General features: G+C 62.1%; 10 protein-coding genes and 3 pseudogenes. 4 read left to right on the plus strand and 9 right to left on the minus strand.

The window, feature by feature from the left end:
- The 3 genes and pseudogenes from J7I86_RS10830 to J7I86_RS10840 form a co-directional block, all read right to left on the minus strand.
- Nucleotides 1–191 (minus strand): NAD-dependent epimerase/dehydratase family protein (locus J7I86_RS10830; protein ID WP_214819690.1); only part of this gene is annotated, 191 nt, incomplete at its 3' end.
- Nucleotides 192–590: 399 nt separating this feature from the next.
- Nucleotides 591–779, minus strand: a complete 189-nt coding sequence (locus tag J7I86_RS10835) for a hypothetical protein (RefSeq protein WP_214819692.1) — start codon at nucleotides 777–779, stop codon at nucleotides 591–593.
- Nucleotides 780–1,158: 379 nt separating this feature from the next.
- Nucleotides 1,159–2,149 (minus strand): annotated as a pseudogene (locus J7I86_RS10840) (IS481 family transposase).
- Nucleotides 2,150–2,406: 257 nt separating this feature from the next.
- Here J7I86_RS10840 and J7I86_RS22770 point away from each other — a divergent pair.
- Nucleotides 2,407–2,550 carry a hypothetical protein gene (locus tag J7I86_RS22770; protein ID WP_286179650.1) on the plus strand — a complete coding sequence of 48 codons (144 nt, stop codon included), beginning with the start codon at nucleotides 2,407–2,409 and terminating at the stop codon, nucleotides 2,548–2,550.
- 1,159 nt (nucleotides 2,551–3,709) lie between these two features.
- Here J7I86_RS22770 and J7I86_RS10850 read toward each other — a convergent pair.
- The gene (locus tag J7I86_RS10850) at nucleotides 3,710–4,585 is read right to left on the minus strand and encodes a sigma-70 family RNA polymerase sigma factor (protein WP_214819695.1); all 876 of its coding nucleotides are present in this window, start codon (nucleotides 4,583–4,585) and stop codon (nucleotides 3,710–3,712) included.
- Between the two features lie 80 nt (nucleotides 4,586–4,665).
- Between J7I86_RS10850 and J7I86_RS10855 the strand changes: the two genes are divergently transcribed.
- Nucleotides 4,666–5,460 carry an SDR family oxidoreductase gene (locus J7I86_RS10855; protein ID WP_214819696.1) on the plus strand — a complete coding sequence of 265 codons (795 nt, stop codon included), beginning with the start codon at nucleotides 4,666–4,668 and terminating at the stop codon, nucleotides 5,458–5,460.
- Nucleotides 5,461–6,029: 569 nt separating this feature from the next.
- Here J7I86_RS10855 and J7I86_RS10860 read toward each other — a convergent pair.
- Together J7I86_RS10860 and J7I86_RS10865 are read right to left on the minus strand one after the other, a co-directional pair.
- On the minus strand, nucleotides 6,030–6,695 hold the full coding sequence (locus tag J7I86_RS10860) for an SDR family oxidoreductase (protein ID WP_309476709.1): 666 nt from the start codon (nucleotides 6,693–6,695) through the stop codon (nucleotides 6,030–6,032).
- 202 nt (nucleotides 6,696–6,897) lie between these two features.
- A complete protein-coding gene (locus J7I86_RS10865) occupies nucleotides 6,898–7,575 on the minus strand; it encodes a hypothetical protein (RefSeq protein ID WP_214819700.1) in 678 nt (225 codons plus the stop codon).
- Nucleotides 7,576–7,662: 87 nt separating this feature from the next.
- Between J7I86_RS10865 and J7I86_RS10870 the strand changes: the two are divergent.
- Nucleotides 7,663–8,492 (plus strand): annotated as a pseudogene (locus J7I86_RS10870) (hypothetical protein).
- Between the two features lie 535 nt (nucleotides 8,493–9,027).
- Nucleotides 9,028–9,639: a GAF and ANTAR domain-containing protein gene (locus J7I86_RS10875; protein ID WP_286179651.1), complete on the plus strand. Its 612-nt coding sequence runs from the start codon at nucleotides 9,028–9,030 to the stop codon at nucleotides 9,637–9,639.
- Nucleotides 9,640–9,717: 78 nt separating this feature from the next.
- On the opposite strand, the pseudogene J7I86_RS10880 reads toward J7I86_RS10875, so the two are convergent.
- The 3 genes and pseudogenes from J7I86_RS10880 to J7I86_RS10890 form a co-directional block, all read right to left on the minus strand.
- Nucleotides 9,718–10,997, minus strand: a pseudogene (locus J7I86_RS10880) (mycothione reductase).
- A 187-nt stretch (nucleotides 10,998–11,184) separates the two neighbouring features.
- Complete coding sequence (locus tag J7I86_RS10885) at nucleotides 11,185–12,144, minus strand: D-glycerate dehydrogenase (RefSeq protein ID WP_214819704.1); 960 nt, start codon at nucleotides 12,142–12,144, stop codon at nucleotides 11,185–11,187.
- Nucleotides 12,141–13,340, minus strand: coding sequence for a pyridoxal phosphate-dependent aminotransferase (locus J7I86_RS10890; RefSeq protein WP_214819706.1), 1,200 nt, complete (start codon nucleotides 13,338–13,340; stop codon nucleotides 12,141–12,143). The genes J7I86_RS10885 and J7I86_RS10890 overlap by 4 nt, the downstream gene beginning before the upstream one ends.
- Nucleotides 13,341–13,515 lie beyond the last annotated feature (175 nt).

The raw sequence follows: 13,515 nt of genomic DNA on the forward strand, positions 1-13,515 counted from the left end.
AGCTCCACCAAAGAGCCCAGGTTGGTGAGGTCCGCCGTCACCACGACATCACTCGGACCAATCGGCACTACCGGACGAATATCAGTGGACACCAACTCAACCTGCAACTCGAAGAGCGCCGCCCGCAGAGCGGATCCGATCGTCCCAGCAGCACCTGTGATAACCCAGCGACTCCCCGCAACATCAACCATTCTCCAACCGTACTGCGCCCTCATCCTCACCCCGACCAAACGTCCCGCAGACTGCCAAACACTGGAAGCGTCCCGTCCCTCTTCCTAGACGCTTAGAACCGGGACACTCCTTCTGGTCCGGGCAGGCGATCTTGAACAGGATAACGGGCCGGTGTCCGCACTCGACCGAGACGCTGGTCGTAGATTGTCCAAACCATGAGTTCGCACGGCATTTGTCTCCCTGAACACCCTTGACGTGGGACTGCCGGACAGGGACGGGGCGCGAATTCGCGCCCGACTCCGCGATCTCCCGAACGCGTCGGTACTGATGATCACGCCATTTGCCCAGCAGACGGTGAGCTGGCCGGCACAGCAGCCCGCCGTACAGGCCCTGTCTGAGCGGGTACACCCACACCAGGGCTAGGGGTGGGTCGTTCTGCGGTCGCGCAGGCGCTCGGCGAGCAGCGCTTCAGTGGCTTCGCGGCGTTTGCCCATGACCAGCATCTGCCGTGTAATCGGGTTGTGATGGGCCAACGGGACTGATTTCTGCCCGACTGTTTGCTCCCAACGCTCCGGCGGCGCCTCGGCATCAGATGTGTTCTGGTTCATGATCCATGATCCCACTCACGGTGCTCCCCGGGTATCTGTCGTTCGGTGCGGGCGTTTCGTGACAATCTCCTCTGACAACGTGCCCTCTCATATGCGTTGGCCATTATTGGGGCATGGCAATGAATCTCCGCGTCCCGGAAGATCTCGATCGCCGGTTGGAGAAGCTCGCAGCGAGGGACATACCTCCAAGTCGGCGTTGCTCTTGCAGGGTGCCGAGCTGGTCCTGCAGCGCCACGCGCGCCGGCGTGAGATCAGTGCGGGCTTAGATTTCGTCATGGGCCATGACGCCGAGCTGCTGACCCGCCTTGAGGACGCACTGTAGGTAATCGACCGGTACGGTACCACATCCGCGACGTCGGCCTGCTCGCCTCGGCACTGGCTAGGTGTACTGCCCAGGGACGTTGGTTAAACGGCTGATGGGCGGGTGGCCTCCGATTGCGGTGTGGGGCCTGTGGTGATTGTAGTGGTGCAGCCATGCCGGGAGGGCGTTTCGGCGGGCTGATTCCGTGGCGTAGAAGCGTTTGAAGGCCCACTCGTCGGCGAGGGTCCGGTGGAAGCGTTCGATCTTTCCGTTGGTTTGCGGGCGGTACGGCCGGGTCTTCTTGCCCTGATGTTCAGCTCCTGGCACGTGTCTCGCCATAGGTGGGAATTGTAGGCCGATCCGTTGTCGGAGAGGACCCTCTCGACGGTGACGCCGCGGGCGGCAAACCAGGACACTGCCCGCTTGAGCACTCCAACTGCGGTGGCTGCGGTTTCGTCGCTGTGGATTTCGGCGTATGCGACCCGGGAGTGGTCGTCGATGATCGTGTGGACATAAGCGGTGCCGATCAGCGGATTACGGTGGCTGCTCTGCGGCTTTGACGGAGTCGCAGCACGGTTCTGTTTGCCTGCTGTCGGCCAACGTAGCGCCAACCGCCACCGTCGGGGATGTTGCCGAGTTTCTTCACGTCAACGTGGATCATCGCTCCGGGCTTGTCGTGCTCGTAGCGGCGGCTGACTTCGCCGGTGCGCTTGTCCACATGATGCAGCCGGTTCAGCCGGCACCGGACCAGGGCGGGATGAACGGTCGATGCCGGCATGGCCAGCTTCGCTCCGATCGCGACCGGCCCCAGTCGCTGTTTCCAGCGCAGGTGCACGACCTTGCGTACAATCTGTTGCGGGGTCCGGTTCGCCACCCGGTGAGGGCGCGAGGACCTGTCAACCATCCCCGCCTGACCCATCGCGGCGTAGCGGTTCGCCCACCGTTTGGCCGTCGGCCAAGAGCAATTGAACTGCTCGGCGGCCCGGGATACCGGCCAGCCATGGTCAACGATCAAACGCGCAACGCGCAGACGTTGGCGTGGAGTCAGAGCGGCATTAGCGTGGGACATGAGGACCTCCTGGTTGCTGCAGCGGTTGTCTAAGCAACTCCACTGTGCAACCGGAGGTCCTCACCCATGAGTCAATGACTCCAGCGAGTCATCACGATCACCCAACCAACGTCCCTGGGCAGTACAACTAGGCCAGCGACAACAGTAATGGGCGCTGAGGCCTATCCAGAGTTGGCGATGAAGGCGGCCGCGTTGCTGGAGTCGGTGGCTCGCTTCCATCCGCTCTTTGAGGGCACAAGCGTAGCGCCTGGACGCTCATGGTCCTGCTGTTGTGGATCAACGGCTACCGCCATGACTTCACGACTGACGAGGACTTCGACCTCGTGGTCGGAGTCGCCGAAGGAACTTTTGAATTGCGGGACTCCGCCGCGCTGATTTCCCAGCATCTGGTCTCGCGATAGCCTCGACTGGAGTGCCAACAGGGACGCGGCCGGGAGTCGAACTCGGCCGTATCGACGCTGGATGGACTGTGACACCAAGGGATGGCAGGGCCTGCTCGGCCCTACCACCCCGACCGTAAGCCGTGACAACGGCATGCAGCTATTCACTCGACCGCGTCACGAAGGGGCAGGAGGGAGGGGAGTCAACGTGAAAACGCCGGAGGCTATGCGCGCCATGTGGCCTGAACGAGAATCCTGCAACCCGCGAGGGCATGATGTGGTTGCCGGCATGCTCGGACTCTTCGCACATGATCAGGACAACGAAGCGCCGCCCACTCACTTGTTGCGGGTGCTGCAGTCCGGCCAGGGCAATGAAGCAGCGATGGGGATGTGGACACTGTCCGCACTTTGCGTCTCGGATCGGGTCGTACCGGAGCCGGACTGGCCCGGATTCCGCATGTTTCCGCCTCTTCCCAGTGCTACCAGGGCCCGGAATCCCGTTCGAGTCCCACCTCGGGCACGGCATACCCCCTCGCCAGAGGGGTTTTGCCTTAATGTGGGTACATTCTGGTTGGTCACGTCCCTCTGACACTGGCCGCGGGGTGTGCCTGGAGCCGCGGTCGCCTGTTTGGTTGTGGGGGAGCGGGTTCAGGGTCCTGGCCGTGGGCCCTCCGCATGCTCTGAAGCGGGGTTATGTGTTCCTCTCGTGGTTCGTCCGGTAGTCCGTGATTGGCCTACACCTCTTCATGGGTAGGAGGACTGAGCGCAACATGACTTCGAGATGCTGCATCGAGACCACCCTGCTTCCGTTCGTTCATCCGGCCTCGGCCAACAACGGTCTCGTTTCGTGTCCGACCCTTGCTGCGTGTAACAACCCCCGCACACTTGACACTGACTTCAGATCGTCTCCGGAGACTTAGCGCACATGAGCCTGAAATGCACGAGCCAAATTCCGGAGATCGTCCCGCACCCGGTGTTCCACTTACAAGGAAATGGGATGGTGAGCCGCGTGGGGGCGGGCCTTTGCGCCGGAAGTGTCCGGGCTCTCCTGAAGTGGGATACCCGGAGTAGAGACATCAAGGCGGGGAGGAGGGAGCCTCCTGGCGGGGTTATTCGTTGACCTGTTCTACTCCTTGTAACGTGCTGAATGCGGTGGCAACTGAGGAAATGGTGTGCCGCGCTAGTCCGGGTTGACGATTTCGGCCACGTTCAGGTGATTTAGGCGCGTGGCGTCGACGAGGACGTCGAGTCGGGTGATCCTATCCTCTGTGATCGTGAACGCCATGATGGACACCACTCGTCCGTCCAGGACCGCCGCTACACCGGGGCGCTGGTCGATCAGGACGGGCGTGGAGTGCGCGGCTAGTCGCGCCGACAGGACTGCCTGGTCCGCTATCGCCTGTGCGCCTTCGAGGACTTGGGTGCTCGTGCCGTAGTCCGCCTGCAGTATTGCGGCGTCGTCGAGGAGGTCCAGGAGCGCCGTGAAGTCTCCTTGCTGGGCTGCTACGAGCCATGCTCCCACCAATTCACGTGCTCGTTCGGGTCTCGGCCGGATCGTGGTGGGCGTGGTCTGGAGCCGTCGTCGTGCGCGGGAGGCGAGCTGGCGGGCGGCATCCACAGATCGGTGGAGCACCTCAGCGATCTCTTCGAACGGGCAACCGAAGACGTCATGTAAGACGAACGCCACTCGCTCTGCCGGCGAGAGCGTTTCCAGAACGACGAAAAGGGCCACGCTCAGGCGGTCGCTGCGCTCGGCTTCCTCTACTGGGTTGCCTGTGAGTGCGACGGGCTCATCCCGCCACGGTTCTACGTGCCAGGATTGCTCACGTGTGCGGCGGGGCGCCCGCAGGAGATCCAGACTCAGCCGGAAGACAACTGTGGTGAGCCAGGCATCGAGATTTTCTATCCCGTCGGCGTCCGCGCGTTCAAGGCGTAACCAGGCCTCCTGCACTACATCCTCGGCGTCGGCTCTGGATGAGAGCAGTCGATTAGCGATCGCCACCAGTCGCGGACGGGCCTTCTCAAAGCGCCGGGCGAGAATTTTCTGATCGGTCATGTCACATCCTCATCGTCTCGATCGTCATCATACTGACGGGGCAGATGACCTCGACGTGACATCGAACAAGGAGTCGAATAATGAATGCACCCATTCTTGTGACCGGAGGCACCGGCACCATCGGCACCCGGGTCGTCCCCCTCCTACGGGCCGCCGGAAGGAACGTCCGCGTCCTCAGTCGTCACCCCCGCCCGAACGCGGCCGGTATCGAATACGCAGAAGGCGACACGGTCACTGGTGCCGGTCTTCAACAAGCGCTGAAAGGTGTGGACATCGTGCTGCATCTCGCTGGCGGTGCCAAAGGGGACGATGTCGCGGCGCGCAATCTTGCGGAAGCGGCGAGCTCTGCGGGGGCCTCGCACCTAGTCCTCATCTCTGTCGTCGGCGCGGACAGGATGCCCATCGGGTATTTCCGTGCGAAAGCGGTAGCCGAGCGGTCCATCGTGGAGTCCGGCGTCCCATGGACTGTAGTGCGAGCAGCGCAATTGCACGACTTTGTCCTCCCCTTAGTGAAGGGTCTGGCGCGCGTGCCACTCACGCCTGTGCCCGGTGGTCTGCGCTTCGAGCCTGTTCATGTGGAGGAGGTCGCCGCTCGTTTAGCTGAGCTCACCCTCGGGGACCCGGCCGGTCGTGTGGCTGACATCGCCGGACCGGAGGTACTCGACATCCCGCAGCTGCTGGCTACCTACACTGACTTTAACGGCCGCCGTCGCCCGAAGCTACCCATCCGACTGCCCGGGGCGATTGGCCGCGCCTACCGGGCCGGTGAGAACCTGACCGGTCCCGGGGCGCAGCGCATGATGTCCAGCTGGGCAGAGTTCCTCGCCGAGCAGAGCGCAGCCGCGCAGACAGCGTCCTCAAGCGTGCAAGGCTGATGTTCGGTCTTACCCCAGCTAGAACAGCTTTCACGCTGCTCGTATCCGGACCGTTGGGGGGAGCGTCCCACCAGGGTGTTTCAGTTCTGAGGAAGTGGGACACCATTCAGACATAGGTTTCTACCTAAAAATTTGTGTGTGGTCCATGCATGAGTCAGAAGGCGAAGGGCTCGGCGAAGTAGTCGAGAGAGCGGGTCCGTCGGCAGCTGACCCAGAGCTGGCCGAAGGGGCAGGGGGTGGTGCTTCACAGGCTGGTTCACCTGGTTGCGCGCACCAGGAATGGAAAGCAGCCCGAGGCAAAGCGTGGAAGCGGCAAGAACTAGACGAAGTCCACCACTCAACGTTCCCTAACGACTTGGGAAACCTAGCAGGAGACAGTGCTACCGGCAATCATTCAGGTTTTACGCCCGAAAGGAAGGGTGTTCCACTGCCAAGGAAGTGGAACACCCAACGAGGTGGGGGTGACAGTTTCCGTTTCGTCCACGCCGTTGGTGAATAAGCGAGCACACACATCCGTCATAGGCGTCAGCGCCGTACCTTGATCTCTGGTCGATGGATGCAGGCGCCATTCACAGCAGCACACCACCGGATACCTCGATGCGCTCACCCGTCGCCGAGCGGAACTCGTGGGACACCAAGGCAGAGATCGCGTCGGCGATTTCCTCAGGGCTGCCCACTCGCCGGAGGGCGGTTTGCCCGGACAGTGCCGCGCGCATGGCTCCGCCGTTAAAGTCCGTCGCGGTCGGCCCGGGGCCGATCGAGTTGACCCGAATGCCCCGCGGGCCAAGTTCGAGGGCCAGGCTTCGGGTAAGTGCTTCGAGTGCTTTCTTCGACGCCGCGTAGACGGAGGTCGCCGGGCTGACGTGTCGGCTGAGCGAACTCGACACGTTCACGATGTTTGCTCCTTCTGACAAGTGGGGCAGGAAGGCTTGCATGACGAAAAGTGGACCACGTACGTTAACGGCGAAGGTGGCGTCGAAGTCCTCTGCCGTAATGGTACCGAGCGGCGCGAACAGTCCCACTCCGGCGTTGTTGACCAGCACATCGATAGTGCTGGCGTTCCACGCGTGGCTAATGCCGGCAGGCACGGCGAGGCGAGCCGTCTCGATGGAGTGAAGGTCCGCGACATCCAACTGGATCGCGATGGCCTCGCCGCCCGATTCGACGATTTCGTTCACTACCTCGCTCTCACCGCCCCCGAGGCGGCGAGAACTTTTTTCTTGTTCCGGGCCAATGTCAAGGCGGTGGCTCGTCCGAGTTAGCGGTTGGCTCCGGTCACGAGGGCAATACGGGTCATGTCATAGAGACCAAAAGCCACTAGGGGGAATGTTCCGACTGGGCTGTCCAGTTCCAAGGAAGTGGGATTCTACGAATTCTGACCGGGTCCCGGTTGAGATGGTGATGCGGTGGAGGCCGGCCTCATGTGGCCTTCAACGGTTACTGCGTTTGGTGGCGGCGTTTTTTGGCTGCCCGGAAGATGATGATTCCTGCTGCGAGGAGTAGCAGGACCCCGAGGGAGCCGAGGATGAGGCCGGGAACGGGCCAGTTGTTATCCTCACCGGTGGTGTGGGTGGGTGCCGGTGGGGCTGTGCCTGTTTTGGAGGGAAAGGTGATTTCGGCTTGGGTGCTCCCTTTGAGACGACCACTCGTGAGTTCCAGGACCGCGGTCCAGGGCCCGTCCGCGAGGGCATCGTTGGGCCCGACGGTGACAGCCCCAGACTTTCCTGGCGCTACTGTTGTTCCGAGTTTCGCGGTGTAGGGTCCCGCCGTGAGGGATCCGGAAACGGACGTCAGGCTAAGGGTGCCTTTTAGGTCGATCGCCCGGCCGCCGGTGTTGTGTACCTGGGCGAGCACGGTTGGCTTTCCTTCCGCGTCGCGTGCTGCGGTCATCGAATCAACGGTGAAGCTACTAACTGCCGGGTTGCTGCCGCGCACATCCAGGTAGATGCGGATCCCTGCCCGATTGACGAGCTTCACGCCGTCACCACCGCTGGTGCTCACCTCTGCCCAGACGATGGCGTAGCTTTCACCTGGGGCGGCATCGGCAGGCACTGCGATGGTGACAGTATTCTCAGCTGCTGACTGGCTTGGTAGTTCAAGAGTTCCATCGCTCAAAGTGGTCCACGTCGACAGATCATTGGCAGTGCGTTCTTTGGCCCCGATCCGCTAGCGCCGCTGCACAACCATGCCAGCGCCGAGTGCATCAAGACGGCCAGCGAACGTTGGCCGGGCCTCCCGCAAGTGGCCGTTTTCGACACAGCCTTCCACCGCTCCATCCCGGACTTCGCCGCACGCTATGCCATTCCCGAGGACCTCTATACGGAGCATCCAGTCCGCCGCTACGGTTCCATGGGATCTCCGTAGAAATGGCCTGCGGTGATGCGGCAGGATTTCTCGGCATACCAGTTCCATCGTTGGACGTGATTGTGGCGCATGTGGGAAATGGGGCCTCCGTAACTGCCGTCAGAGGGGGTCTCAGCGTGGACACCTCCATGGGGATGACGCCCTTGGAAGGACTCGTCAAGGGCACCCGCTCCGGGGATCTGGACCCCTCCATTGTCCTGTTGCTGCAGCGTTCCGGGGCAACGGCCGATGAAGTAGACGACATCCTCAACCACCGCTCGGGCCTGCTGGCGCTGGCCGGAACTTCCGACACGCGCGAGGTCGGCGAACTCGTCGACCGGGGAGACCCCGGGGCCGTCCTCGCCCTCGAAATGGCCGCATACCGTCTCGCCAAGTACATCGGCGCCTATGCGATGGTGATTCGCCAGCCTCATGCGCTGGTCTTCACCGGGGGACTAGACGAAAATTCGCACCTTTTCAGGGCAAAAGTTGTTTCATGGCTAATTCCCCTTGGACTGGCCACAGCTGATGACAGGAACTCAGCTGCTCTCAGTGGCATCCGTGACGTCAGCACTGACGACTCATCGTTCCCCGTGATTGTGGTTCCCAGCGACGAAGAACGCGCAATTGCCGAATCAACGGCCTCGTTGCTTAACGGGCAGTTGCCCAATTTTCTGTGCAGGTTCTGATTTTCTTGGCGCCAACGACGGACAAGACCTACAGCTTCGGGCCTGCGGTTCTTCCAGCGGCCCCCAGCTTCCTGGAAAACGATCCGTTGGTCGTTGCGGCACGGCCCATTCTGCAGCAGGTTGCCAGTTCGACGCAGGCCAGGACCGCTATATTCCGTAGCTTGAAACAGGGGACTGCCGTTTCTGAAATCCACCATGGGTTCGCCGGGTCCAGCACCGGAAGCGCTGGAGTCGTCGCCGACGCCAGAAGACCGGCGGCCGCTTCTTAGAAATTGCTAGATTTCCTTGCTAAATTATTGGCGGACACGTTGATGGCCTCTAGGTAGGGAAGATTAGCCAGGAGGGCATTGTAGGTGTGTCCTGGGCTTCAGCAGGGAGCCTTTTTCTAATGGGCGTGCCTGTGAAGGTTGGTGTTGGTTTGGAGTCTAATGAAGAGGCTTGCACGGGGGATGCTGAGCGGCTGGCGGACCTGCTCGTTGGGTCTGAAGATCTTGGGGCGATCCTTGATGGGACGGCCAGTCTCGGGGCGGCTGTGATGACCAGATCGAGTGGAACCCGTATTGAGTGTGCTGTGACTTTGGGGCGGAGAAAGCGCACGGACACGATTGGAGGCAGCAGCGACCAGGCGATGCTGCTGAACAGGATTGAGCAGACGCTTGGGCAGGGGCCCTGCATCGACGCGCTGGACAGCGGGCGCCCGGTCCTTCTGCATGATGCCCAGGCATCACCTCAGTGGGGTGATTACTGCGGAGCGTTGTGCGTGGCGGGGATGCGCAGCACACTGGGTGTCCCGATGGAACTCGAGCAGGACTCCGCAGCCGTGTTGAATTTCTTCGCTCCCACACCCGGGACTTTCACCCCCGACGCCGTCGCCGATGCGCTGACCTTCGCCGGCATGGCCGGCAAGGCGCTGCAGGTGGCGATCAGGATCCCCACTTTGAACGAGGCTGCCGAAGACCTGGACGCAGCCATGGAAAGTAGATCGGTCATCAACAGGGCGTGTGGGGTAATCATTTCCCAAAACCGGTGCACTCACGACGAAGCGTTCAGAATCCTGCGGAAGGCTTCGAACGATCGGAATCAAAAACTCCGCGAACTCGCCCAATCGCTCGTGGACGGAGTGGGGGCCCACAAGACGCCGGTTTAGCAGGAAGCGTAGGGCGCCGCAAGGAGCCCGCCGTCTTGCGTGCAGGACATGCGTGGAAGTCTCATTGGCGTGACTCGGCTAGTTGAATGTGAGACCGAGCAGGGCGTTTTCGGTGACTTCGGGTAGCGCGGGGTGGATCCAGTATTGGTTGGCAGCGAACTGGCGCACGTCGATGTCGAAGGCCAGGACGGTGATCATTTGTTGGATCAGGGTTGATGCTTGGGGGCCCATGTAGTGGGCGCCGAGGAATTTGCCGGTGTCCTGGTCGGCGATGAGTTTGCAGATGCCGGTGGTGTCTTCCATGGCCCAGCCGTAGGCGACGTCTCCGTAGCTCTGGACCTTGACCGTCACGTTGTGCCCGTGTTCGCGGGCTTGGGATTCGGTCATTCCGACGGTGGCAATCTGGGGGTGGGTGAAGGTGGCGGCGGGGATATGGTCGTGTGGCATTCTCTTCAGGTTTTCCGGGTGCAGCAGGTTGTGGCGAACGGCGCGCATCTCGGCGTTGGCGACGTGTTTGAGCATGTAGGGTGAGGAGACGTCGCCAAGGGCCCAGACACCTGTAGCGGAGGTTGACCGGCCGTATTCATCGACCTTGATGCGCCCGGCGCCGATCGTCTCGATTCCGCCGGAGGGTAGGTCCAACAGCTCGCCGTTAGGGATGCGCCCCGAGGCCACCAGCAGTACCTCCCCGGTGGCGGCAGAGCCGTCGTCGAGCCTGACGCTTATGCCCTGGTCTGTCTGATCGGCGCCCGTGATGGTCCGCCCAAACCGGACATCGAAGCGTTCTGCGGCCAGATCGTTGAACGGGTCGTGCAGGTCGTGGTCGAGGCTTCGCAGGAGCGTGGAGCGGGCGATGATGGTGACGGCCGTGCCGAGGGCGTCAAAGACGTGCGCGAACTCCATCGCGATGTAGCCGCCGCCGATGACTACCAGGGATTTGGGTAGCTGCGGCAGCCGCATGATGTCCTCGCTGGTGTGATAGCGGACGCCCGAGGCGGCGATGGCCTCAGGGATGAAAGGTCGGGAGCCTGCGGCGATGACCACTTGGTCGCCGGAGATGGTTCTCTGGTGGACCCCTTGGCCGGTGCGTAACGTGCGTTCTCCAACGAAGACGGCGTGCTGGTCGTAGACGTCGATGTTCGGGGTCTGCCGGCCGCGGCGATGGGTTCGACGCGGTTCTCGAAGATACGGGCGACCATACCCGGCCAGTCAACGGAGTCGCCGAACGACGCCTTCTCGATGATGGCGATCGATCGGTCTTCGAACTCGGGCCCGGGAATGGAATTCCCGGAGCCGGTGCCGATGATGACCAAGTCGTAGTGCCGGTCTGCGGTGGTCTTGTTGGCGGTGGTGCGCATCTGGGCGGTCCTCACTCCGGGCTCTTCTCAACCCTACAGAAGAGGACGCGACTTCATCTCCGTATTGTTTATCGGGGAGTACCACTAGGGGGTGTCCGCGAAGCACGAACACCCCCTAGCGAGTCACCCGGTCGCCCGATCACGGCGTAGTCGAGTCAACTTTTGCTCATTGTTTACTCCCGACGCCTTAGGCGATCGGCGCAGGCGGTTGTTCCCCGCTCAACACTGCGAGTGTGTTGTCGGCCGCGAGCATGGCCATGGCGGTGCGCGTCTCTACTGTGGCTGAGCCAAGGTGTGGCAGCAGCGCAACATTGTCCAACTCCAGTAAGCCGGGATGGACGCGGGGTTCCTGCTCGTAGACGTCGAGCCCGGCTCCCGCTATTGCACCCTCCCGGAGGGCCGTCGCAAGTGCGCCTTCATCGACGATGGGTCCGCGCGCGGTGTTGACGAGGAATGCCGAGCTCTTCATCGCAGCGAGTTGCTCGGCCCCGATCAGGTGATGTGTTGCGGGGCCGTAAGGGCAGTGCAGTGAGACGACGTCGGAAACGGCCAGCAGCTCGTCAAGATCGACGCGCCGTGCATCCAACTCGGCGGCGATCGTGGGATCGACCTCGCTGCGGGACTGGTACACGATCTCCATGCCGAAGGCTTTGGCCCGGCGCGCTGTAGCTTGGCCGATGCCGCCCATGCCGACGACGCCGAGCGTCTTACCTTGAAGGCTGGACCCGAGCAGGAAGAACATGCCCCATTTCCAGGCCTGACCGGAGCGGATGAGTCGTTCACCCTCGCCGAGCCGTCGGGTCGCGATGAGGATGAGACCGAACGCGATGTCCGCTGTCGCCTCGGTGAGCACCCCGGGAGTGTTGGTGGCCACGATGCCTCGTTCCGTGCAGGCGGGCACGTCCATGTTGTCGTATCCCACGGCGACGTTCGCGACGACCCTAAGCTGCGGGCCGGCGGCGTCGAGCAGTTCGGCATCAATTCGTTCGGTGAGCAGGCTCACGATCGCGTCTGCACCGGCTACCCTGCGCAGGAGTTCCTCCCGGCTAATGGTGTCAGGGCCGCTCCACGCATCGACTTCATGTTCGGCGCGAAGCTTTTCAATCGCGGCGTCGGGGATGCGGCCCGTCACGACAACCCGGCTCATGCGCTCACGATCCACTCGCGGAGGCGGCCGAGGCCGTCGCGGATGTCGGCGACGTCGATGCCTGAGTAAGCGAGCCGGATGTATTGCCGTTCCTCGCCGGGTTGGCGTCGGCCGAAGTGCTCGCGAGTGCAGAAGGACACGCCGGTTTTGTAGAGTGCGTCGCTGGCGAAGTCGCCTACTGCCGTGTAGCCCATTTTTTCCATGACGTCGGTGACGTCAGGGAACAGGTAGAAGGTGGATTGCGGCACGGCGACGTGCATACCGGGGACAGAGTTGACGAGTTCGCAGGCAGCATCCCGCCGCTCACGCAGGATCTCCAACATCTGCTGGACGGGTTCCTGGGTGCCGCGGAGCGCTTCGATGCCAGCCCACTGCACGTAGTGCGTGGTGCATGATTCATCGTTGGTGTTGAGCGTGCTGAGAACTTTGGCGATCTCAAGGGGCGCTACAGCACAGCCGAGGCGCGAGCCGGTCATGGCGAACTTTTTGCTGAACGTGTAGAGGATGACGGTGCGTTCTGCCATTCCCGGGATGGAGGCGATCGAGCTGGAGACGCCTTCGTAGCGGGTCTCGAAGTAGGCCTCGTCGGAGAGCACCCAGAGATTGTGCTCCTGAGCGATCTGCGCGATGGCCTCGCGCTCGGCAGTGGTGGACTCCGCGGAAATGGGGTTCTGGAGGTCGTTGTAAATGATCGCAACGGTGTTCGGAGTAATCGACGCGCGTACCTGGTCAAGGTCGATCGAGAAACCTTGGCTCGTGGGGAGGTAGCGGTACGGTACGGCTGTGCCTCCAAGGTATTCGATCTGCGACTCATAGATCGGGAATCCCGGGTTGGGGTACAGCACTTCTTGCCCGGGGTTCATGACTGCCTGCAGGAACTTGGTAATGACCGGCTTGCCGCCCGTCATGACCACGACGTTGTCCGGGGACAGCCTGATGCCGCGGCGTGAGCCGATGTCCTCGGCCAGCGCTTCGCGCAGCTGTGGGATGCCAGGACCGGGGCAGTAGCCCGTGTAACCATCAGCGATTGCCCTGGTCATGGCCTCGACGATATGTGGGGCCGTCGGGACATTGATATCGCCAAGGTGGAACGGGTAAACCAAGTTTCCCTTCGCCTTCCAGGCCGCCGCAGCCTGGGCGACGCTAAAGGCGGTTTCGGTGCCGAGCCGTTCGAGTCGATGCGCGAGTTGCTGCATGCTGTGTACTCCTCGTTGAGTTTAAGAGTCTTCCGTAGACGCTAATACTTAACTAATATATCAGAGCGTCCTTGGACACAACCAGCGATATTTAGGGCGAGCCCCTGGTTGGCGGGCACAAAACAGCCTGACGCTGCGCGCTCACGGTACCTGCCGTCGTCGAAAATTACTATTT

The sequence above is a fragment of the Arthrobacter sp. ISL-95 genome (assembly GCF_018613695.1).
GTDB lineage: Bacteria > Actinomycetota > Actinomycetes > Actinomycetales > Micrococcaceae > Arthrobacter.

Coding starts and splice junctions, on each gene's coding strand:
- J7I86_RS10850 (WP_214819695.1), bottom strand. CDS start 4,585: ATGACCGATCAGAAAATTCTCGCCCGGCGCTTTGAGAAGGCCCGTCCG.
- J7I86_RS22770 (WP_286179650.1), top strand. CDS start 2,407: ATGGTCCTGCTGTTGTGGATCAACGGCTACCGCCATGACTTCACGACT.
- J7I86_RS10855 (WP_214819696.1), top strand. CDS start 4,666: ATGAATGCACCCATTCTTGTGACCGGAGGCACCGGCACCATCGGCACC.
- J7I86_RS10835 (WP_214819692.1), bottom strand. CDS start 779: ATGAACCAGAACACATCTGATGCCGAGGCGCCGCCGGAGCGTTGGGAG.
- J7I86_RS10875 (WP_286179651.1), top strand. CDS start 9,028: ATGACCAGATCGAGTGGAACCCGTATTGAGTGTGCTGTGACTTTGGGG.
- J7I86_RS10890 (WP_214819706.1), bottom strand. CDS start 13,340: ATGCAGCAACTCGCGCATCGACTCGAACGGCTCGGCACCGAAACCGCC.
- J7I86_RS10885 (WP_214819704.1), bottom strand. CDS start 12,144: ATGAGCCGGGTTGTCGTGACGGGCCGCATCCCCGACGCCGCGATTGAA.